The sequence below is a fragment of the Yersinia vastinensis genome (assembly GCF_044905075.1).
GTDB lineage: Bacteria > Pseudomonadota > Gammaproteobacteria > Enterobacterales > Enterobacteriaceae > Yersinia > Yersinia vastinensis.
Genome location: NZ_CP173260.1, coordinates 1,518,179 through 1,538,062, shown reverse-complemented (window position 1 = coordinate 1,538,062; position 19,884 = coordinate 1,518,179). Strand labels below are relative to the sequence as shown.

The following is a 19,884-nucleotide window of genomic DNA, read 5'->3' as shown; positions in this document are numbered from 1 at the left end:
TGGTTATCCCCAGTCGGCACTGATGGTTAATCAGTGCTAGTGCTATTCTCTGCTGGGTAGGTTTTTATCAAACGAATGAAACCCCGACAAGCCAGCCATTATTTTCTACCGGGCATATCTGGAATAATCAAATCACCGCGTAACGCATAAGAACCCAGTACATCTTGGGTTTTCTCATTAAGCCATGTCACTATTTTCGCGGCCATGGCGTCCATCGAATATTCAATTGCCGGAATCGTCGGGATTCCCGGATAATGTAATGAACCGGCCAGACTAAAGACCATGATGTCATCGGGAACCGATTTATTAAACGCTTGAAGTTGTGGGATAACACTTTGAGCTTCCTGTTCATCCGCCACCAGCAAAGCATTAAAATTCAGCGTCGCGCTGCTATTAAGCAAAACTTGCAACGCAACCGATGAAGAGGATGAATCCATAAAAATCAGGTCGCGATTAAAAGGCAAAAAGTTATTTTCTAGCGCGCGCTTGTACCCTAACAGCACATCGTCCACATAACCGCTAGTGTCAGGGTTAATTAAAGCAATTTTTCTTCTGCCTTGTTTTATCAAATAATTGCAGGCAGTTTCTGCGGCAAAGGCGTGGTCAAATTGGATACTGTTCGCAGCGTCGGTATCCATGCAATCGACGAGAATGATGCTCTCATCTGAGAGATTAAGAGGGAAACGTGCACCAATAATGAGTACGTCATCACACAGCCCACAGGTCAGCTCATCAAGTGCCTGCATGACTTCAGCTTTGTTGTTGGCAAAGCGCAACAGTAAATGCTTTTGATGCTGACTGAGGTGTTTTTCAAGTGCGTACAAATAACCTGTCGTTTGGTTAATATTTTCTTGTGCGCAAATAACGCCAATGCAGCCTGTTGACTGACTTAATAATGATTGCGCGATAACATTTGGCCGATAATTCAGCTCCTCTACCGCTTTTAATACGGCCAGGCGGCTAGCTTCCTTAACGCCGCGCGAACCACTCAACACCCGTGATACTGTGGCTTTAGAAACCCCAGCTAAACGTGATACATCGTTGATTGTAGACATGATTCTCTCCTAGCAGGCTGAAGTCCTTGCCTGTCATTCCTAAATACAGCTCTGTCCTATCGATGACACCAGCCTTGAGTATAATCGTTTCCATTTAGCATGGAAACCGAATTTCCATCACGATCCAAAATAGTTATCCAACCTCCAAAGCTGTGATGTCCATCAAATAAATAATCCCTATACACACTGGACTTTGATGGCTATCACAGTTCCACTCATTTCGAATGGAAAACGGTTTCCGTAAGATGTCCAATCATTCGCGAAACAACCGCTTTTTCGAAATGGAAAACGGTTTCCGTAAGATGTCAAAATGTCATAAAAAGAGTGTTACCACGTTTTTCGCAATGCTTTTTTATCTTTTGAGGATGGTTGTAGATGTTCAAGATCATGTTGTGTTGCTCCGCTGGAATGTCCACCAGCATGCTGGTGAGAAAAATGCGGATCGTGGCTGAAGAAAAAGGTATCCCGGTAGAAATTGATGCGTTTGGTGTCTCTGAATTTGATATTCAGTTCCCACGCTATCAGGTAGTTCTGCTTGGGCCGCAAGTGAAATACATGTTAGGAATGCTGTCAGAAAAGGCGGCTGTTCACGGTATTCCCGTTCAACCCATCGATATGATGGACTACGGAATGCAGCGTGCCGATAAAGTCCTGGACTATGCTCTGTCGCTCATTGAAGCGACTCACTAAGAAGGTATTCACATGAGTTCTTTATATCAATCAATGGTTGCTGCTATTGAGCAAACTATTACGCCGTTTGCAGGACGTCTGGGACAGCAAAAATATGTTATTGCTATCCGCGATGGCTTTACCGCTGCACTGCCTTTTATGATCATCGGTTCATTTATGCTGGTGTTTATTTTCCCACCATTTTCTGCCGATACCACAATGGGATTCGCTCGGGCATGGCTGGACTTCTCTCAGACATATCGCGAACAATTAATGTTGCCATTTAATCTGAGCATGGGGGTGATGACATTCTTCATTTCGGTAGGGATTGGCGCAAGCTTAGGGAGGCAATTTAATCTTGATCCGGTCATGACAGGGCTACTGGCATTTATGGCATTCCTGCTGGTTGCCGCCCCTTATGCTGATGGCAAAATCTCTACCCAGTATCTTTCTGGTCAGGGGATCTTTACTGCGTTAATTACAGCAATTTATTCCACGCGTGTTTATGCCGCACTGAAACAACACAATATTACGATTCGTCTGCCAAAAGAGGTGCCTACCGGTGTAGCACGTTCTTTTGAAATTCTGATCCCTGTATTGGTCATTATTGCCACATTGCATCCACTGAATTTATTCATTGAATCGCAAACCGGCATGATTATTCCAGAAGCTATTATGCATTTACTGGCGCCATTGGTGTCTGCATCAGACTCCTTGCCAGCGATGTTGCTTTCAGTATTGCTGTGCCAGATTTTCTGGTTTTCAGGTATTCACGGCTCGCTGATTGTCACCGGTATTATGAGTCCGTTCTGGATGACCAATCTGGCAGCAAACCAAGCAGCACTTGCCGTTGGGGCAACCTTACCGCATATCTACTTACAAGGTTTCTGGGATCACTATCTGCTCATCGGTGGCGTGGGTTCTACATTACCACTGGCTTTCCTGTTGCTGCGTAGCAAGGTTACTCACTTACGCACGATTGGCAAATTAGGTGTTGTACCCAGCTTCTTCAACATTAATGAACCCATTTTGTTTGGTGCGCCAATCATTATGAACCCAATAATGTTCATCCCATTTATTGCCGTACCGATGATCAATGCTGTTCTGGCCTATACCGCCACCAAATTTGGCTGGCTTGCACAAGTCGTTTCCCTGACACCCTGGACGACACCAGCACCTATCGGCGCATCTTGGGCAGCGAACTGGGCCTTTAGCCCTGTGGTGATGTGTCTGGTCTGTATGATGGTTTCGGCACTTATCTATCTGCCATTCCTGCGTGCTTATGAGCGTTCACTGGTAAAAACTGAAGGGGAAAAAAATCTGAATACTGCCCCGTCACTTTCTGAAACTGCCCGTAGCAACTGATAACAACAAGAGACAAGACCATGAAATACCAATTTCCAGATAACTTCTGGTGGGGCAGTGCCAGTTCAGCGCTGCAAACAGAAGGTGAAAGTCTACAGGGGGGTAAAAGCCCCACGACTTGGGATGCCTGGTTTGCCAGCCAACCCACACGCTTTCACCAGCAGATTGGCCCAAATGACACATCGACATTCTATCGCAACTGGCGACAGGATATCGCGTTGCTCAAGCAACTCAATCACAACAGTTTTCGTACATCGATAAGTTGGTCACGGCTGATCCCCAATGGGGTCGGAGAGATTAATCCAGAGGCTGTGACCTTTTATAATCAGGTGATCGATGAACTATTGGCCCAAGGTATTACGCCATTTATTACCTTGTTCCATTTCGATATGCCAATGGCAATGCAGGAGATCGGTGGCTGGGAAAATCGTGAAGTAATCGATGCCTGGAAGCGTTACGCCCAAGTCTGCTTTGAACTCTTTGGCGACCGGGTTAAATATTGGTTCACGTTCAATGAGCCAATCGTTCCTGTGGAAGGCGGCTATTTGTATGACTTCCATTACCCTAACGTGGTGGATTTCAGACGCGCAGCAACCGTGGCGTACCACACCGTGTTGGCTCATGCGACAGCCGTCAAGGCTTATCGTGCAGGCCATTATGAAGGTGAGATTGGCATTGTGCTGAATCTGACGCCCTCATACCCACGTTCGCAGAACCCAGCTGATTTAAAAGCAGCGGAATATGCAGACTTATTGTTTAACCGTAGTTTTCTTGATCCCGCATTACGCGGTGAATATCCACAGGAATTGATCGATTTACTGTGCGATTACGATCAGATGCCAATACGTCAGCAAGGAGATAAGGCGCTAATTGCTGAAGGGAGAATTGACTTACTGGGTATCAATTACTATCAGCCACGGCGAGTAAAATGCCGCGACAGTGCAGTCAATCCGCAAGCTCCTTTTATGCCCGAATGGTTATTTGATGCTTACGAAATGCCCGGACGCAAAATGAATCCTTACCGTGGTTGGGAGATTTATGAAGCGGGTATTTATGACATTCTGACTAATTTACGTCTTAATTATGGCAACCCACGCTGCTTTATTTCTGAGAATGGCATGGGTGTTGAGAACGAAGAGCGTTTTTTACAGGATGGTAAAATTAACGATCAGTACCGAATAGATTTTATTTCTGACCATTTAAAATGGCTACACAAAGGAATTAGCGAAGGCTGTAATTGTCTTGGCTACCATATGTGGACTTTTATTGATAACTGGTCTTGGTGCAATGGTTATAAAAATCGTTATGGCTTTATTCAATTAGATTTAGCCAGCCAAAAGCGTACTGTCAAAAAAAGCGGAGAATGGTTTACCGCTACCGCTGAGAATAATGGCTTTGATTAATGCAGGAATGAATAATGATTGAATTAGAAGAAGCAGTAATGGAAATTATTGTTAATGCTGGGCAGTCGCGCAGCCTTTGTTTTGAAGCACTGCAAGCTGCGCGTAAAGGTGACATTGACCGCGCCAAAAGCTTATTGCTAGAGGCTGACGACTTTGCTCGTCAGGCACACCATATGCAGACAAAGCTAATTGAGCAGGATGCGGGGGAAGCCCGGCAGCCGATGACATTAATTATGGTTCATGCTCAAGACCATTTAATGACATCTTTATTAGCACGGGAATTATCGGAAGAAATTATCCATCTTTATCAGCGTTAATATTACATTCGCAAATAGAAAAATATTATCCATCTTGAACGGAGAGATTATTACGCGAAGAATTTAAATTAAGCTCAATAAAATTACATTATAAAAACCTTATTTTGGTGATGGCATGATTATCCTGTCCTATCCGAGCGGGATAATTATTATCTAAATAATAACTTATTAAATTGAGATAGCGATGAAAATATTTAAACAGCTTCCATTAACAATGGCGGTTATCGCCGCGCTTTGCCCTATTTCCGTATTTGCACAAGGAACGACACAAACAGCAGCACAAACAATTACCCCTGAGCAATTAAATCAAATTGTTGCTCAAGCTGTAGAAAAAGCACTGGCAGAACGTCAGGAAAAGATAGATACCACTCTGGTACAAAAAAAGAATGTCGATGTCGTTGATACGTCAGCAATCAAACCCTCACCAGAGACAGAAATTCCTTATGGTCTAAAATTCAATGCTTATGCACGTTATGGCGCGCATTTCCAAGCCGGTGACCAGAAATACATAGGTGTCGATGGCTCATATAATGGTTCTTCAGCTATTGGTCGTTTGGGGAATGAAGGCAATGGTGGGGAATTCCAACTTTCTAAAGCCTTTAAAGGTAATAACGGCGCGCTATGGGATGTGGTGGTCATGCTTGATCACTGGGGTGATGAAGTTAACCTGAAAAAAGCCTACGCTGGCGTCACTAACTTGTTTGAATCTCAGCCTAACGCCTATTTATGGGCTGGTCGTGATTTCCATCAGCGTCCACAACAAGGCATCAACGACTACTTTTGGATGACCCATGATGGGCAAGGTGCCGGGATTAAAAATCTGGATCTGGGTGTGCTTCAGCTCGATGCTGCAGCGGTCGGTTCAGTACAATCTTGTAGCCCACAAGTCGTCGCGGATCAGTCCAACCCATCGCGTATTACTTGTACCGGTGGCTCAGGAACCGGTGATAATGGCCACTATGCTCTGACATCTAAAATCCATGGTGTGAAATTTGGGCCAGTCAATTTTGAGCTGTATACCAACTATGGTTTTGATTCTAAAGCCATCGAAAGCGAAGAAAAACTGAAAGCATGGCAAACGGCGGTAGTACTCAGCCATACCGGCCAAAACATTGAAAATAAATGGGTGACTCGTTATTCAGACAACTCGGATAACAGCGTTTACAACAAAACTAGCGATCTTCGCACAGTTTATACCAGCGTCGAGGGGACTTATAAGTTCACGCCGCAAACCTCTGTCACCTATCTCGCCGCATTCCATGATTACGATAGAAGCAACCACAGCGAGGATAATCGCCGCAACTATGGTGTCATTATCCGCCCGATGCATTTCTGGAATGATGTTCACTCCACTTGGCTTGAAGCGGGCTATCAACGGGTAGATTACGATACTGGCGGCGATAACAGAGGCTGGAAACTGACACTGTCTCAGAACGTCTCCATCGATATGGGGGCTGATTTCAGACCAATGTTGCGCTTCTATGTCACTGGCGGCGAAGTCGATAACAAACATACCGCGACCACCACGGACACAGAAGATACTCGTCTGGATTCCTTCAACATCGGGGCAATGTGGGAGGCTTGGTTCTAACCAACCATACACACTCAGGGTAGCCGCTTCGGCGGTTATCCTGAGGCAATATCATCTCAAAAGAATCCTATCCAGCAATTATAAGACCTGGTTGTCTTAGCGTATCTCTGGCTGTTATCTTGATATCCGCGTGAAATAATGCCCTCGCTTGCCATGGATCACTTGATAGGAATAATAATGATGAAAATTTTAGGCCTAATTGGCGGAATGAGCTGGGAATCAACCATCCCCTATTACCGTATGATTAACCAGCACGTTAAAGAACAATTAGGTGGATTGCATAGCGCCAAGATTATTCTCTACAGTGTGGATTTTCATGAAATCGAACAGCTTCAAGCTAAAGGTGATTGGCAAACCGCAGCGCAAGTATTGTCTAATGCTGCAGTATCATTAAAACGTGCGGGAGCTGACATTATTGTGGTGTGTACCAATACCATGCACAAAGTGGCAGATGATATTGAGGCTGCCTGCGGATTACCGTTACTGCATATTGCTGACGCCACGGCGGCACAAATTAAGCGACAAGGGTTAAGCAAAATTGGTCTACTGGGCACCCGCTATACCATGGAGCAAGATTTCTATCGTGGTCGTTTAACACAACAACATAGTATTGATGTCATTACACCAGATAGCGCTGATCGAGAAATTGTTAATCGTATTATTTATGAAGAGCTATGTCTGGGCACCATCAATGACACTTCCCGCCAAGAATATCGCCGCATTATGGGGAAATTAGAGGAGCAAGGTGCGCAAGGCATAATCTTTGGTTGCACCGAAATTACCCTGCTGGTGCATGCACAAGATGCCCATGTTCCGGTATTTGATACCACGGCAATACATGCCAACGCTGCCGCAGAGTATGCCCTGAAGTTTGAATAAATATTATCTAAAACTATGCCGCTGTAAAACGGCGGCAAAAATCAGCAGCATTAACCACTGATAATATTTTTGCCGGAGGCTTTTGAGTTATAAAGCATTCTGTCGACACGAAGTAATAATTGCTCCTGCGCCTCATTTGGCTCCAATTCAACCACACCCAGGCTCATTGTCACATTTATATTGCCTTCCACCGGCATCATCTCAATTAATTTTCGGATTTTCTCTGCAATACCTTTCGCCTCTGCTAATTGTGTGTTGGGTAAAACAATCATAAATTCATCCCCTCCCCAGCGGCCTAAAATGTCAACCTCTCTAATATTATTCCTAATTATGTCAACAATATGTGTCAGGGCTAAATCCCCGGTAGAATGGCCGTATCTGTCATTAATAGATTTAAAATTATCTAAATCTAACGAGAGTAATGACAGCGGTTGGCAAAAACGCTTTGCTCGGTGATATTCATGCTTGAGTACTTTTTCCAACAAATAACGATTTGCAGCGGAAGTTAATACATCCGTTTCGGAGAGAATCTTTTTGATATCTAACTGCTGCTTAAGTTGGAAATTGATTTCGCGTAATTCGGCGGTTCTTTCTTCAACTAATGCTTCCAGAGATTTATTTTTTAATTCCAATTTTTCAAGAAGATGTTTTCTATCATGAATATTCCGATGAGCACCGATCATTCTTGATACTGAACCATCGCGATTACGTTCAACCACTTTGCCACGATCCTCAATCCAGATATAGCTGCCGTCATGCGTCCTACAGCGATATTCTGTCTGATATCTTTCGGCTTGATTATTAATATAGGCATCGAACTGGTACATTACCCTTTCGAAATCTTCTGGATGGATAATTTTCTCCCATGTATGCACTGTATTTTCAAAGGCATGGGCAGGATAACCCAGCATTTCATACCAACCCGTATTACGATAAACAAAACCACTGTTTGCATTCCAATCCCAGATACCATCACTTATCACTTCAAGAATTTCATGAACAACGCGCTCATTTAAATCGGCAATCTTCACCTTCTGATCACTTTGATTATCGCTCATTGAACTACCCTGCTGTGTGAGTATATTAAAAAGCAAAAAATAGATTTGTTTAATTATTGTTTTAATATTGTGAATTAACGTTTTTGGGCAGGCAAGGATTTTTTAACTTAAAATTTGACTTTAAAAGAGTATAAATTCATTCAAAACAACGTTAATTTACGCTAATACGTTAGTATTCAATCACCTATTTTCTGTGTTGTTATCTATTTCGGTTATTTAGTATAAGATATTTTTATGAATAACAAGTGATCAACCAGCACTCTTTTATAGAAAAAGACGAAATTGATAAAAAAGGGTCAATTACCTAACTATTGCACTCTTTTTTGGGAATAGTGTTTATTTTATAGCGAATAAAAAAGCCCACGATCTCTCGTGGGCCTTATTATTAAGTATCAATCAGCAGATATAACTGCTCCTGACCTTATTTCTGATATTTACGCATAACCAATGTGGCGTTAGTCCCGCCGAAACCAAAGCTGTTAGACATCACAGTGGTCAGTTCACGTTTTGTTGTCTCGGTGATGATATTCATCCCCTCAGCCTGCTCGTCCAAATTTTCAATATTGATGCTTGGTGCAATAAAGCCGTGCTCAACCATCAATAGGCTGAAGATAGCTTCGTGAACACCTGCGGCCCCTAAAGAGTGACCGGTCATGGCTTTCGTTGAAGAGATAGCGGGTGTGTTATTGCCAAACACTTCACGAATGGCACCCAGCTCTTTCACATCACCTACCGGTGTAGATGTGCCGTGTACGTTCATATAGTCGATTGGGGTGTCGACACCTTCCATTGCCATCTTCATGCAACGCACTGCACCTTCACCTGATGGCGCCACCATATCGGCACCGTCAGACGTTGCGCCGTAGCCAACAATCTCAGCATAGATATGTGCACCACGCGCTAGCGCATGCTCAAGTTCTTCAACAACCACCATACCGCCACCACCTGCGATAACAAAACCATCACGGTCTTTATCGTAAGTACGAGACGCTTTTGCTGGCGTTTCATTGTATTTAGTAGACAAAGCGCCCATTGCATCGAACTCACAGGCCATTTCCCAGCACAGTTCTTCACCGCCGCCAGCGAAAACAACATCTTGTTTGCCCAGTTGGATCAATTCCAATGCATGGCCAATACAATGTGCTGAGGTTGCGCACGCGGAGCTAATGGAATAGTTAACACCTTTGATTTTAAATGGCGTCGCCAGACATGCGGAGACACCGGATGCCATCGCTTTGGTCACCATATAAGGACCGACGCCTTTTAAGCCACGCGGAGTGCGCATTGCGTCAGAACCAGCAACCTGATTGCGCGGTGAACCACCACCGGAACCCACAACCAACCCACTGCGGAAATTAGATACCTGCTCATCAGCCAAACCAGAATCTGCAATCGCTTCTTGCATCGCAAGATATGCATAAATGGAGGCATCGCTCATAAAACGCAGCACTTTGCGGTCAATAAGGTCTTTTGGCTCTGATGCGAGTTTTACATCGCCCCATACATGACTGCGCATACCTGCGTCTTTAAATTCCTGGGCGAAAGTAATGCCAGAGCGGCCTTCTTGCAAAGACGCCAGAACTTCCTGCTGGTTATTACCAATGCTGGAGACAATACCCAAGCCAGTAATTACTGCACGCTTCATTCAATACCTCTTCCACTTATTTTACATTCGGGATTTTGCAACGCACTTTAGCGTACAGTTGTACGCCGAACAAGTCCGATCAGCGTAATATACCCAGATAATTTTCCGATTTGCACGAGGCGGGTCACATAGTTAGAATCGCCCCACCCCTTGAGATACGAGTCTTTAAACGTGAGTAATTCCCCAATCCAAACGGCAACATTGAGCTGGAATGAACAAGGTACACCTGTATCGGAACAGTTTGATGACATCTATTTTTCTAATGAAGATGGGTTGGAAGAAACTCACTACGTTTTTCTTAAGGGAAATGGCTTTCCTGAGCGCTTTATTCAGCACCCACGCCCAAACTGCATTTTTGCCGAAACAGGCTTCGGTACTGGGTTGAATTTTCTAACATTATGGCGCGATTTTGCTCAATTCAGACAACAACAACCAACAGCCCAACTCCAGCGATTGCACTATATTAGCTTTGAAAAATACCCGCTTCAGGTCACTGATTTACTGGCGGCCCATAGCCGCTGGCCTGAATTAGCCACGTTTGCTGAACAGCTCCGCGCACAGTGGCCACTGCCACTGGCTGGATGCCACCGTATATTATTGGCAGAGGGTACCATCACGCTGGATTTGTGGTTTGGTGATGTCAATACTCTGCTGCCACAGTTAGATGCCAGTCTCAACAATCAAGTGGATGCCTGGTTTCTTGATGGTTTTGCCCCTTCGAAAAATCCAGATATGTGGAATGACACGCTGTTCAATTCAATGGCGCGAATGGCAAGACCCGGAGGAACATTTTCCACCTTTACTGCCGCCGGATTTGTACGCCGTGGATTGCAACAAGCCGGGTTTGAGGTGGCGAAAATCAAAGGCTTCGGGCAAAAACGTGAAATGCTGACGGGCGCGCGGCTACAGAACCACACATCCCCATCACTACCTTGGTATCACCGCCCTGCGGCAAGCCATTGTGATGATGTCGCTATTATTGGTGGTGGGATTGTCAGTGCGTTGACGGCATTGGCACTGCTGCGCCGTGGCGCCAAAGTAACGCTTTACTGCGCGGATGCACAACCTGCACAAGGGGCGTCAGGCAATCGCCAAGGTGCGCTCTACCCACTACTGAACGGTAAAAGTGATGCGCTAGAAACCTTTTTTACCAGCGCCTTTACCTTTGCTCGCCGCCAATACGATCAGTTCGTTGAGCAAGGCGTGAGTTTTGACCATCAATGGTGCGGCGTCAGTCAATTGGCGTTTGACGACAAAAGCCGTGGCAAGATAGATAAAATGCTACAGATAGACTGGCCAAAGCCACTAGCCCAAGCCATGAGTCGGGAACAACTCAGTGCTCTGGCTGGATTGGATTGCGCTCATGATGGCATTCACTATCCGGCGGGGGGCTGGCTTTGCCCATCAGACCTCACCCTCGCGCTGATGGTGCTAGCACAACAAAATGGCATGGCTTGCCATTATCAGCATGAATTATCTCAATTAGAACGTGTTAATGGACAATGGCAGTTACACTTCCAGCCGCCACGAGAAACCAAACAGCACGCCACGGTTGTGCTTGCGACCGGTCATCGCCTGGCCGATTGGGAACAAACACGCCATCTGCCACTGTCTGCGGTGCGTGGGCAGGTTTCACACATTCCCACAACCCCGGTGCTGAGTCAGTTGCAGCAAGTGCTTTGCTATGACGGCTACCTGACGCCGGTGAATCCGGCCAACCAGCATCACTGCATAGGTGCCAGCTATCAACGCGGCGATGTCACCACCGATTTTCGCGCCACTGAGCAGCAAGAAAATCGGGATCGTCTGTTACGCTGCCTGCCAGAAGTGAGCTGGCCGCTGCAGGTTGATATTAGTGATAATCAGGCTCGCTGTGGTGTGCGGTGTGCTATCCGTGACCATTTGCCTATGGTGGGAGCAGTGCCAGACTATGCTGCAACACTAGAGCAGTATCAGGATTTACAACAGCAAATAAAGCAGGGAGAACCGGTGGATGTTGCCCCCGTTTATCCAGATCTGTTTATGGCCGGGGCCTTGGGATCACGCGGGTTATGCAGCGCCCCATTGGTCGCTGAAATTTTGGCAGCACAAATGTTTGGTGAGCCGCTGCCGTTAGATGCCACGACACTCGCCGCCCTCAACCCTAACCGTTTCTGGGTTCGAAAATTACTGAAAGGCAGGCCAGTGCAGCATCGTGCACCGGCAGCTTCTGAGGCAAACATGAGTAAGTGATTCGGGTAAGTGAACGCCGCTAACGCCCCTGCGGCTTCAAGGACGAAGGGGATTTTGGGCTTGCTCGAGCAAGCGATCCCACAACCCCAAAACTAACACCTGATCCGGCGGAGACAATTCACCGGCTTTGATAGCCTTGTCCAGACTATGCTGCACACGTGCATGCAACTGCTCGGCTGAAGTCTCGCCGTGCTCTTCGGATTCCGCCACTGCTAGTGTCAGATGACCACGTAAATAGCCACCCGCAAAGAGATCATCATCACTGGCGTGCTCTACCATGTCGTCAATTTGCGCTAAAATGTGCGTTTCGAAATCTGCGATCATCACTTTTCCTTAATAACCCACATATTTCAAACCACCACCGTGTTGACGGCTCTCGATCACCTGCATAACTGACTTGAATCAGCTCATTAAGATGAACGCCTTTGCCACCTGTCTGTGGTTTGAAATCTATTGGGTGTAAATTCTATGTTCTGTATTCAACGCAATTGACCTCACGGGTTAGTGACCTCGTGGCTTCAAATGCAAAGGATATGTTTAAACTAAATCTTCCGGGTAAGGGAAAAGTTCTGGTGCCAGCGGCGGCGTATTGTAAAACGATTGTAGCGCCTGAATAAAGCCCGCAGGTCGTGGGGATATTCCATTTTCGAGATGCCATAGTACTTGTTCACGTACTTTACGCTGGAATGTTATCCGATCAGGTTCACAATCGCCTTCCAGATTGTCGCAACTGACATTGAAAGGGAAACCCGCCGCAACGCAGAACATCCACTCCAGTGCCTGTGGTTTGATCTCGACTACCTCAAACTGGCTCTGGGTTAATGCATCACGCCCATCAGGGCAATACCAGTAGCCAAAATCTATTTGCTTGCGCCGCTCTTCACCGGCAATACACCAATGAGAGATTTCATGCATCGCACTGGCATAATAGCCATGGGCGAAAATCACCCGATGATAAGGAAATTGTTCATCGGCTGGCAGGTAGATGGGTTCATCATCGCCCTTTACCAACTGCGTATTATATTCATCACTAAAACAGGTATTAAAAATGCCGATTAATTGCTGATAATCATGGGTCATGCTGGGGTCCGTCAGAGCGGTATCGACAAGGATTTATCACTTTACCCTTGCCCCGATACCTTAAAGTTATGCGAAAACGTGTAATCCTAACCAAGAACTAATCTCAGCGCCGTGGCTGTCATAAAGCAACTTACAGCTCATGATAAATGACACTACGACAATCATTGGACGAATTAATTTCTGCCCTTTAGTCAGAACCATGTGCGCCCCAAGGCGAGCACCCAACACTTGCCCGACCAGCATCACCATCCCGATACTCCACACCACTTTGCCGCCGACGATAAAAAATATCAGGCTGCCCACATTGGAGGTGAAATTGAGTACTTTAGCGTGAGCAGTCGATTTTGCCAGATTAAAGCCACACAGGGTCACAAAGGCCAAAGCATAAAATGAGCCGGCTCCTGGGCCGAAGAAACCATCATAAAAGCCGACACCGCCACCCGCTATCAAGGCAAATGGCCACGCGGACAAACGGCGCTGTTGGTCAACTTCACCGAGTTTTGGTGTCACCAGAAAATAGACACCAATACCAATGACCAACAAGGGCAGAATTTGGCGCAAAAGATCAGCGCGCATATGTTGGACCAAAATAGCCCCCAACATTGACCCAACCACGGTGAGTGCGATGGTCAGCCGCTGATCCTTTAGATTCACCGCTCCACGGCGGATAAAATAAAGGCTAGCGGAGAATGATCCACCGACAGATTGCAATTTATTGGTCGCCAAAACTTGCGCAGGCGGTAGCCCCACTGCCAACAATGCCGGGACGGTAAGTAACCCACCACCACCGGCAATGGAATCAATAAATCCGGCCATTAAAGAGACTAAAAATAGTATCCCCAAAACCCCAGGACCAAGAGTGAACCAATCCATGATCTATTCCGCAGCGAAATACGCATTAAACATCATAAATGATTGATTTAAATGTTTTTTCATTTTAAATCCCATTTGTTTTATCCGGCTCATTATCCGGTTTATTGTTCACTGCTAAAAGTTGAGTATACCTGTCAGCGTGGGCATTATAAAAGGATGAGTGGCGAAATGAAGAAGTAAATATTTAGTATCTTATCGGCTGGTGTTCGTAAAAACAGATTGAACTCCCCACTCAAAGTGCTGTATAAAAAACCAGTGCATTAATGTGGGAGTAAAAATCATGCTACGTATCGAAGTGACCGTTGATAAAACCAAGAAATTACCCGCCGGCGCTCTATCCGCTCTAGCTATCGAGTTTAATGATCGCGTAAAGCGTCGCTATCCAGAGGCTGAGGCTACAATAAGATTGGCAGGTATGGACGGGTTAACTGTATTCGGTGGGCTGCCTCACGACAAAGAAGTGATTCAGGAGATTTTGCAGGAAACGTGGGAAAGTGCGGATGACTGGTTTCAGGCTTAACACCTTCTATCTGACCGGTTACCTACCGGCTACTCCCTCCCCGATATCCCCCCAGTATTTGTGGAGCAATGAATCTGTTCTATGATGCCAACCACATTGATGAAAACTTAATACAATTATTAATATTATTTTAAACTGATTATTTGGATACGGAAATTTAGATACTTAAACGAAAAACAGGAATATTCCTACAAAACCAACCCTAGTATCTGATTATTTTTTGACCTAAATCACGTTATCGTGAGTTCATGAATTATCGTTGCAGTAATAAATTTGATGCTCATGTGTATTTTAAAAAGTAAACGAGAATTCATATTAATAAACTTATTCTTTTTATCATATTTTATATCTGGGCCATTACTTAAAATGAAAAAATTTAACTACAAATTATCTTGTATCGCCTTAACTATTATATCTGCGATTAGTACTACAACTTCTTATGCTGACATCGGTTTTACAGGTGATGTAATACCCGACTTACCTGACTGGGATATTCCAGGGGTAATAATAATTGGTAATACGTCATTTGGTGCTATGGATATTTTCAATGGTGGACCGTTGAACAGCGGAAGTGGTGGAACGTTAACCAGCGGAAATGTAGCCGCTGGGCTATGGAGCTATATTGGTTATAGTTCTACAGCTACCGGTGAGGTAGTTATTACTGGCTCTGACTCTAAGTGGATAAATAACGGGGTGCTCTTTGTTGGTTATAACGGTAACGGCACATTACTGATAGCGGATGGAGGAGTTGTAAATAACCCTGTTAACGCGACACATGTTGGTTTTGGTGTTGGGGCTGTTGGTTATCTTGAAGTCAGTGGAACTGATTCACAATTAATCAACGGCGGTGAGTTACGCATTGGTGGCGAAAATGACAGTAATGGCATGATGCGAATTACCGATGGTGCTGTAGTCACTAACCAAAATGATGCTGATATTGCGTATCGCCCAGGTTCAACCGGTAGCGTTGAAGTCACAGGTCTAGGCTCAATCTGGAATGCCGGTAATCGTATGTTCATCGGCCATGAAGGTGATGGCAGTCTTAAAATCACCAATGGCGGCGTTGTTACCACGGCAACGAAAGCAAGCGTTGCGGCAGGAACGACTTCAACCGGTTATGTAGAAGTGAACGGTGCAGGTTCCCGCTGGCAAGTGGGTACTTTACTTGATATAGGAACAAATGGCCCTGCCACCATGGTAGTTTCTGATGGTGGTGTAGTAACCAGTCAAAGCGGGAATATTAACGACTCTATCGGAGTGGTAGAAATTACCGGCACCGACTCTCGTTGGGATAATGCCGAGACCCTGCAAATTGGTTCGTTTTACGCATCAGTAGGTTCTAATAGTACTCTAAATATCACTAATGGTGGCGTTGTAACTGATAGTTTTGGTTATGTTGGTGCAGGGAAAGATGCCACTGGCCGAGTAAATATCTCAGGTACAGATTCTTCTTGGCACAACGCTAACAGCTTGGTTATTGGTAACAGTGGGAATGGCTCTGTCGTCGTCTCCGATGGCGGGAGTCTCAGTAGTTCTGGTAGCTATGTCGGCTATACCGCTGGCTCAAAAGGTGACGTTTTGGTCACTGGTGTTAACTCCAATTGGGTTAATACAGGTGATATTCGTTTTGGGGAGTTTGGCGGTAACGCCTCACTGACTATTAATAACAGTGGGACTGTTCAAACCGATAATTTAACCATTGCTAAAGATGCAACTTCAATCGGAGTACTGAATATTGGTAGCGCAGCTAATTATACTGCGTCATTAGCCGGTTATATTAATACACCACTTATTACCTTAGGGAGCGGTGATAGCTCAATTGTCTTTAACCATATTGATACTGATTATCAGTTTAATTCTGCCATTGCTGGCAGTGGTAAAGTGGCAGTTTACAACGGTACAACTGTACTAGATGGTATAAATAATTACAGCGGCACCACAACTGTTAATGGGGGTACTTTAAAGGCAGGTGCGGCAAGCAGTTTCAGTGCGGATTCTGACTATATCGTCGATACAGCGGGGCTACTGGATTTAGCTGGTTTTGACCAAACACTGAACAGTCTGAACAACAGCGGTACTGTAAGCCTTAACGGTGCACCAGGTACTGTATTGACAGTATCAGGCGATTACATCGGCAATGATGGTTTGCTCAATTTTAACTCAGTACTGAATAATGACACCTCGGCTACTGATAAATTAGTCGTTAACGGCAATACTTCGGGTACAACTCGCGTGGGTGTGACTAACTTGGGTGGCAGTGGTGCAGCAACATTGAATGGCATTGAGCTGATTGAAGTCAATGGGCTGTCGAACGGTGAGTTTGTTAAACAAGGACGTATTGTTGCTGGCGCCTATGATTACTCTCTGGCGCGTGGTGTCGGAACAAATGCAAATAATTGGTACCTGACAAGTACAGTTATTCCAGTTGATCCAATTGACCCAGTTATTCCAGTTGACCCAGTTGACCCAGTTGACCCAGTTGACCCAGTTGATCCAGTTGACCCAGTTGACCCAGTTGACCCAGTTGACCCAGTTGATCCAGTTGACCCAGTTGACCCAGTTGACCCAGTTGACCCAGTTGACCCAGTTGACCCAGTTGACCCAGTTGACCCAGTTGACCCAGTTGACCCAGTTGACCCAGTTGACCCATCATTAATGATCAAACGTCCTGAAGCGAGCAATTATGCAGCTAACCTGGCTGCAGTCAATAACATGTTCGTGACGAACCTTAATGACCGCATGGGTGAAACACAGTATATCGACGCATTGACCGGTGAACATAAATTAACCAGCCTGTGGTTGCGTAACGAAGGTGGTCACAACCGCTCTCGTGATACATCAGGCCAACTGAGTACACAGGCTAATCGTTATGTCGTGCAATTGGGCGGTGATATAGCTCAATGGAGCAGCAATACAACGGACCGCTTCCATCTGGGTGTTATGGCTGGGTATGGTAATAGCAAAAGTACCACTGTTTCACGGGCATCCGGCTACAACGCTAAAGGGTCAACCGACGGCTATAGTACCGGTGTATATGGGACTTGGTACGCGAACAACGAAGATAAAGCTGGACTATACGTTGACAGTTGGGTGCAATACAGCTGGTTCAACAATACCGTTGAAGGCCAGAACTTAGCTGCTGAAGAATACAAATCCAAAGGGGTAACAGCTTCTGTCGAAAGTGGTTATACCTTTAAAGTGGGTGAAAATGCCGCTAAGAATGCCGCCTACTTCATTCAACCTAAGGCGCAAGTTACCTGGATGGGTGTGAAAGCTGACGACCATAAAGAAGCCAACGGAACGAATGTGTCTGGAGAAGGTGATGGTAATATTCAGACCCGCCTGGGTGTAAAAGCCTTTATGAACGGCTACAGCGATCAGGATAAAGGCAAAGACCGTGTATTCCAGCCGTTTATTGAAGCAAACTGGATCCATAATACTAAAGACTTTGGCACAACAATGGATAATGTAACAGTGAAGCAGGATGGTGCTGCAAATATCGGTGAGTTGAAAGTGGGTGTTGAAGGTCAAATGAATAAGAACGTCAACCTTTGGGGTAATGTTGGCCAGCAGATCGGCAACAAAGGTTATAGCGATACTGCGGTGATGTTAGGAGTTAAATATAACTTTTAATACTGATTGTGATATTAAAACTAAATAAGTTTACTAACCGGGCAATTAAGCCCGGTTTTGTATTTCTAATTTACGTCTTCTGCAAGAATATCCTCACCCTCAATAGATGGAACATATGTTGGTTCTGGCCAGCCCTCTCGCATAAAATCATCAAACTTATAAAAAAATACATACCAACGGGGGTCATCCACCTCTACGGTTCCCATGTTGAGATAAAAACCCGGAGTGGGGGCGATTTCGAAGTACATCTTAATAACGGCGTGTGTTTCATCTTCAAAAATGACATTTACCATATAAACCCCCTAGAATGTATAACCAGACACCACCAGTGCCCAGGTGCCTTGGACAGGCGATGCACCTACAGTAAAATAAGTAGTGTTATTGGCCCCAATCAATACATCTCCCGTGCCTATACATACTGCTGAATTATTTTGAAATCTAATCCTCCCTGTTGCTGATGCATCTGTTGAAACAACAAATGAGGTGCTTGCACCCCCACCGCCTGCGTTGGCCGTACCCTCCACTAATGCAGTTTTAGCATTCTTGGGACATATGGTTGATAAGTCTATCGCCTGGTAGGTGACGGGTATGGTTCCGCTAGAAATAGTGATTGGGGGGAAATTAATACGCCTATCCCTTTGCCAGCCTTGCCGGAAGCGAACACCTAACAAGGGCCATACACTGACTAAAGCAGAAGCTGTGTAACCCGCTGGAGCATTTGCCCCTGAATATATAAGAGGCGCAACAGAGCCTGTTGTATTCCGTGCCAACATAACTCGTGCTTTTGTTGTTGGATTGTACATAACATAAATAGCAACAAATCCATCTGTGGGAGGGGTTCCTGTATCCATCCCTCCCGCGCCAACTGTTGAAATATTAATACCCGCACTCACACCCCTAAGTCTATAAGTTAGACCTGCGGCGTCTCCTACTACTACTTCATCGGCAGTGAACATACCCGTCGCGAGACCAGCGGCGGGGAAATTTAATATAGCGCTAGCAGCACTACCAACCACCCCCGTTAATTGAGCCATAGATGCTGGGCTTTTAGCTGTAGTACCATCACCAGACAAGACCATCGGGCCGGTCATCGTCCCACCATCAAGGGACAATTTATTGTCTATGTCTGCGCTCATTTGATTAAGTGACGGAATAACTACAATTGAACCATCTGGCGCAATAATAGTGACATCGCCAGTACTGGTTGTTATATTTTGCCAATCTTTAAACAACTGTTGATAAAATCCTAATTGAGCTGATGACTCACGCGCTAATGCAGAATATGAATTAGAAACAGATGTATGAATTGCATAATTTGAATTAGTCAAAGAATCAACAATATTTCCATTAATTCTAATTTTAGTATCACTGTCTACAGCCAATATTTCATAAACCAATGTATTTCCATCGGATCTGGTGACATACAATGCCTGTCCAATAGCAACACCCATGACATTGTTAGCCCATTGAGTTCCAGAACCGGTAATAACGTTCTGACCGGATGGGGCTGTAATTGTCCCAGTTCTATACCAAGCACCAATCATAGTGATCCCTATCATTTATG

17 protein-coding genes are annotated in these 19,884 nt (G+C 45.2%); 9 read left to right on the top strand and 8 right to left on the bottom strand.

The genetic code is table 11. The annotated features are described in order from the left end of the window. Window positions 1-98: 98 nt before the first annotated feature. Window positions 99-1,055, bottom strand: coding sequence for a LacI family DNA-binding transcriptional regulator (locus ACIOG0_RS07275; protein ID WP_050096860.1), 957 nt, complete (start codon window positions 1,053-1,055; stop codon window positions 99-101). A gap of 375 nt (window positions 1,056-1,430) precedes the next feature. Here ACIOG0_RS07275 and ACIOG0_RS07270 point away from each other — a divergent pair, with 375 nt between their 5' ends. The 6 genes from ACIOG0_RS07270 to ACIOG0_RS07245 all read left to right on the top strand — a co-directional run bounded on the left by ACIOG0_RS07270 (window position 1,431) and on the right by ACIOG0_RS07245 (window position 7,279). Next, window positions 1,431-1,745, top strand: coding sequence for a PTS sugar transporter subunit IIB (locus tag ACIOG0_RS07270; protein WP_050096859.1), 315 nt, complete (start codon window positions 1,431-1,433; stop codon window positions 1,743-1,745). Window positions 1,746-1,757: 12 nt separating this feature from the next. Next, window positions 1,758-3,089: a PTS sugar transporter subunit IIC gene (locus ACIOG0_RS07265; protein ID WP_050096858.1), complete on the top strand. Its 1,332-nt coding sequence runs from the start codon at window positions 1,758-1,760 to the stop codon at window positions 3,087-3,089. A gap of 20 nt (window positions 3,090-3,109) precedes the next feature. Then, the gene (locus ACIOG0_RS07260; RefSeq protein ID WP_050096857.1) at window positions 3,110-4,492 is read left to right on the top strand and encodes a glycoside hydrolase family 1 protein; all 1,383 of its coding nucleotides are present in this window, start codon (window positions 3,110-3,112) and stop codon (window positions 4,490-4,492) included. A 14-nt stretch (window positions 4,493-4,506) separates the two neighbouring features. Continuing rightward, the gene (locus tag ACIOG0_RS07255; RefSeq protein WP_050096856.1) at window positions 4,507-4,809 is read left to right on the top strand and encodes a PTS lactose/cellobiose transporter subunit IIA; all 303 of its coding nucleotides are present in this window, start codon (window positions 4,507-4,509) and stop codon (window positions 4,807-4,809) included. 184 nt (window positions 4,810-4,993) lie between these two features. After that, entirely contained in the window at window positions 4,994-6,400 is a 1,407-nt protein-coding gene (locus ACIOG0_RS07250) for a carbohydrate porin (RefSeq protein ID WP_128450917.1), read from the top strand. Window positions 6,401-6,580: 180 nt separating this feature from the next. Next, complete coding sequence (locus ACIOG0_RS07245; RefSeq protein ID WP_164908314.1) at window positions 6,581-7,279, top strand: aspartate/glutamate racemase family protein; 699 nt, start codon at window positions 6,581-6,583, stop codon at window positions 7,277-7,279. Between the two features lie 50 nt (window positions 7,280-7,329). Here the strand turns inward: ACIOG0_RS07245 and ACIOG0_RS07240 are convergent, their stop codons facing one another. Continuing rightward, complete coding sequence (locus ACIOG0_RS07240; RefSeq protein WP_050096853.1) at window positions 7,330-8,337, bottom strand: sensor domain-containing diguanylate cyclase; 1,008 nt, start codon at window positions 8,335-8,337, stop codon at window positions 7,330-7,332. Between the two features lie 421 nt (window positions 8,338-8,758). Then, window positions 8,759-9,982 carry a beta-ketoacyl-ACP synthase I gene (gene fabB, locus ACIOG0_RS07235; RefSeq protein WP_128450919.1) on the bottom strand — a complete coding sequence of 408 codons (1,224 nt, stop codon included), beginning with the start codon at window positions 9,980-9,982 and terminating at the stop codon, window positions 8,759-8,761. Window positions 9,983-10,153: 171 nt separating this feature from the next. On the opposite strand from fabB, the gene mnmC reads away from it, so the two are divergent. After that, entirely contained in the window at window positions 10,154-12,214 is a 2,061-nt protein-coding gene (gene mnmC, locus ACIOG0_RS07230) for a bifunctional tRNA (5-methylaminomethyl-2-thiouridine)(34)-methyltransferase MnmD/FAD-dependent 5-carboxymethylaminomethyl-2-thiouridine(34) oxidoreductase MnmC (protein WP_128450920.1), read from the top strand. Window positions 12,215-12,250: 36 nt separating this feature from the next. On the opposite strand, the gene ACIOG0_RS07225 is transcribed toward mnmC, so the two are convergent. From ACIOG0_RS07225 to ACIOG0_RS07215, 3 genes are all read right to left on the bottom strand, one after another. Then, on the bottom strand, window positions 12,251-12,538 hold the full coding sequence (locus ACIOG0_RS07225; RefSeq protein ID WP_050101560.1) for a YfcL family protein: 288 nt from the start codon (window positions 12,536-12,538) through the stop codon (window positions 12,251-12,253). A 213-nt stretch (window positions 12,539-12,751) separates the two neighbouring features. Further along, a complete protein-coding gene (locus tag ACIOG0_RS07220) occupies window positions 12,752-13,294 on the bottom strand; it encodes an elongation factor P hydroxylase (protein ID WP_050101559.1) in 543 nt (180 codons plus the stop codon). A 66-nt stretch (window positions 13,295-13,360) separates the two neighbouring features. Next, window positions 13,361-14,167, bottom strand: coding sequence for a sulfite exporter TauE/SafE family protein (locus ACIOG0_RS07215; protein ID WP_050101557.1), 807 nt, complete (start codon window positions 14,165-14,167; stop codon window positions 13,361-13,363). Between the two features lie 280 nt (window positions 14,168-14,447). Here ACIOG0_RS07215 and ACIOG0_RS07210 point away from each other — a divergent pair, with 280 nt between their 5' ends. Beyond that, window positions 14,448-14,687, top strand: coding sequence for a DinI-like family protein (locus tag ACIOG0_RS07210; RefSeq protein WP_404705000.1), 240 nt, complete (start codon window positions 14,448-14,450; stop codon window positions 14,685-14,687). 366 nt (window positions 14,688-15,053) lie between these two features. Beyond that, window positions 15,054-18,320: an autotransporter outer membrane beta-barrel domain-containing protein gene (locus ACIOG0_RS07205; RefSeq protein WP_404704999.1), complete on the top strand. Its 3,267-nt coding sequence runs from the start codon at window positions 15,054-15,056 to the stop codon at window positions 18,318-18,320. 65 nt (window positions 18,321-18,385) lie between these two features. On the opposite strand, the gene ACIOG0_RS07200 is transcribed toward ACIOG0_RS07205, so the two are convergent. Continuing rightward, window positions 18,386-18,613 (bottom strand): hypothetical protein, encoded by a 228-nt coding sequence (locus ACIOG0_RS07200; RefSeq protein ID WP_050295277.1) that lies wholly within the window; start codon window positions 18,611-18,613, stop codon window positions 18,386-18,388. Between the two features lie 9 nt (window positions 18,614-18,622). Then, the gene (locus ACIOG0_RS07195; RefSeq protein ID WP_080990618.1) at window positions 18,623-19,864 is read right to left on the bottom strand and encodes a hypothetical protein; all 1,242 of its coding nucleotides are present in this window, start codon (window positions 19,862-19,864) and stop codon (window positions 18,623-18,625) included. Window positions 19,865-19,884 lie beyond the last annotated feature (20 nt).

What these genes read in the sequence shown, in the direction of transcription:
- ACIOG0_RS07275 (WP_050096860.1), bottom strand. Translation starts at nt 1,055, where the DNA reads ATGTCTACAATCAACGATGTATCACGTTTAGCTGGGGTTTCTAAAGCC.
- ACIOG0_RS07270 (WP_050096859.1), top strand. Translation starts at nt 1,431, where the DNA reads ATGTTCAAGATCATGTTGTGTTGCTCCGCTGGAATGTCCACCAGCATG.
- ACIOG0_RS07265 (WP_050096858.1), top strand. Translation starts at nt 1,758, where the DNA reads ATGAGTTCTTTATATCAATCAATGGTTGCTGCTATTGAGCAAACTATT.
- ACIOG0_RS07260 (WP_050096857.1), top strand. Translation starts at nt 3,110, where the DNA reads ATGAAATACCAATTTCCAGATAACTTCTGGTGGGGCAGTGCCAGTTCA.
- ACIOG0_RS07255 (WP_050096856.1), top strand. Translation starts at nt 4,507, where the DNA reads ATGATTGAATTAGAAGAAGCAGTAATGGAAATTATTGTTAATGCTGGG.
- ACIOG0_RS07250 (WP_128450917.1), top strand. Translation starts at nt 4,994, where the DNA reads ATGAAAATATTTAAACAGCTTCCATTAACAATGGCGGTTATCGCCGCG.
- ACIOG0_RS07245 (WP_164908314.1), top strand. Translation starts at nt 6,581, where the DNA reads ATGAAAATTTTAGGCCTAATTGGCGGAATGAGCTGGGAATCAACCATC.
- ACIOG0_RS07240 (WP_050096853.1), bottom strand. Translation starts at nt 8,337, where the DNA reads ATGAGCGATAATCAAAGTGATCAGAAGGTGAAGATTGCCGATTTAAAT.
- fabB (WP_128450919.1), bottom strand. Translation starts at nt 9,982, where the DNA reads ATGAAGCGTGCAGTAATTACTGGCTTGGGTATTGTCTCCAGCATTGGT.
- ACIOG0_RS07225 (WP_050101560.1), bottom strand. Translation starts at nt 12,538, where the DNA reads ATGATCGCAGATTTCGAAACGCACATTTTAGCGCAAATTGACGACATG.
- ACIOG0_RS07220 (WP_050101559.1), bottom strand. Translation starts at nt 13,294, where the DNA reads ATGACCCATGATTATCAGCAATTAATCGGCATTTTTAATACCTGTTTT.
- ACIOG0_RS07215 (WP_050101557.1), bottom strand. Translation starts at nt 14,167, where the DNA reads ATGGATTGGTTCACTCTTGGTCCTGGGGTTTTGGGGATACTATTTTTA.
- ACIOG0_RS07210 (WP_404705000.1), top strand. Translation starts at nt 14,448, where the DNA reads ATGCTACGTATCGAAGTGACCGTTGATAAAACCAAGAAATTACCCGCC.
- ACIOG0_RS07205 (WP_404704999.1), top strand. Translation starts at nt 15,054, where the DNA reads ATGAAAAAATTTAACTACAAATTATCTTGTATCGCCTTAACTATTATA.
- ACIOG0_RS07200 (WP_050295277.1), bottom strand. Translation starts at nt 18,613, where the DNA reads ATGGTAAATGTCATTTTTGAAGATGAAACACACGCCGTTATTAAGATG.
- ACIOG0_RS07195 (WP_080990618.1), bottom strand. Translation starts at nt 19,864, where the DNA reads ATGATTGGTGCTTGGTATAGAACTGGGACAATTACAGCCCCATCCGGT.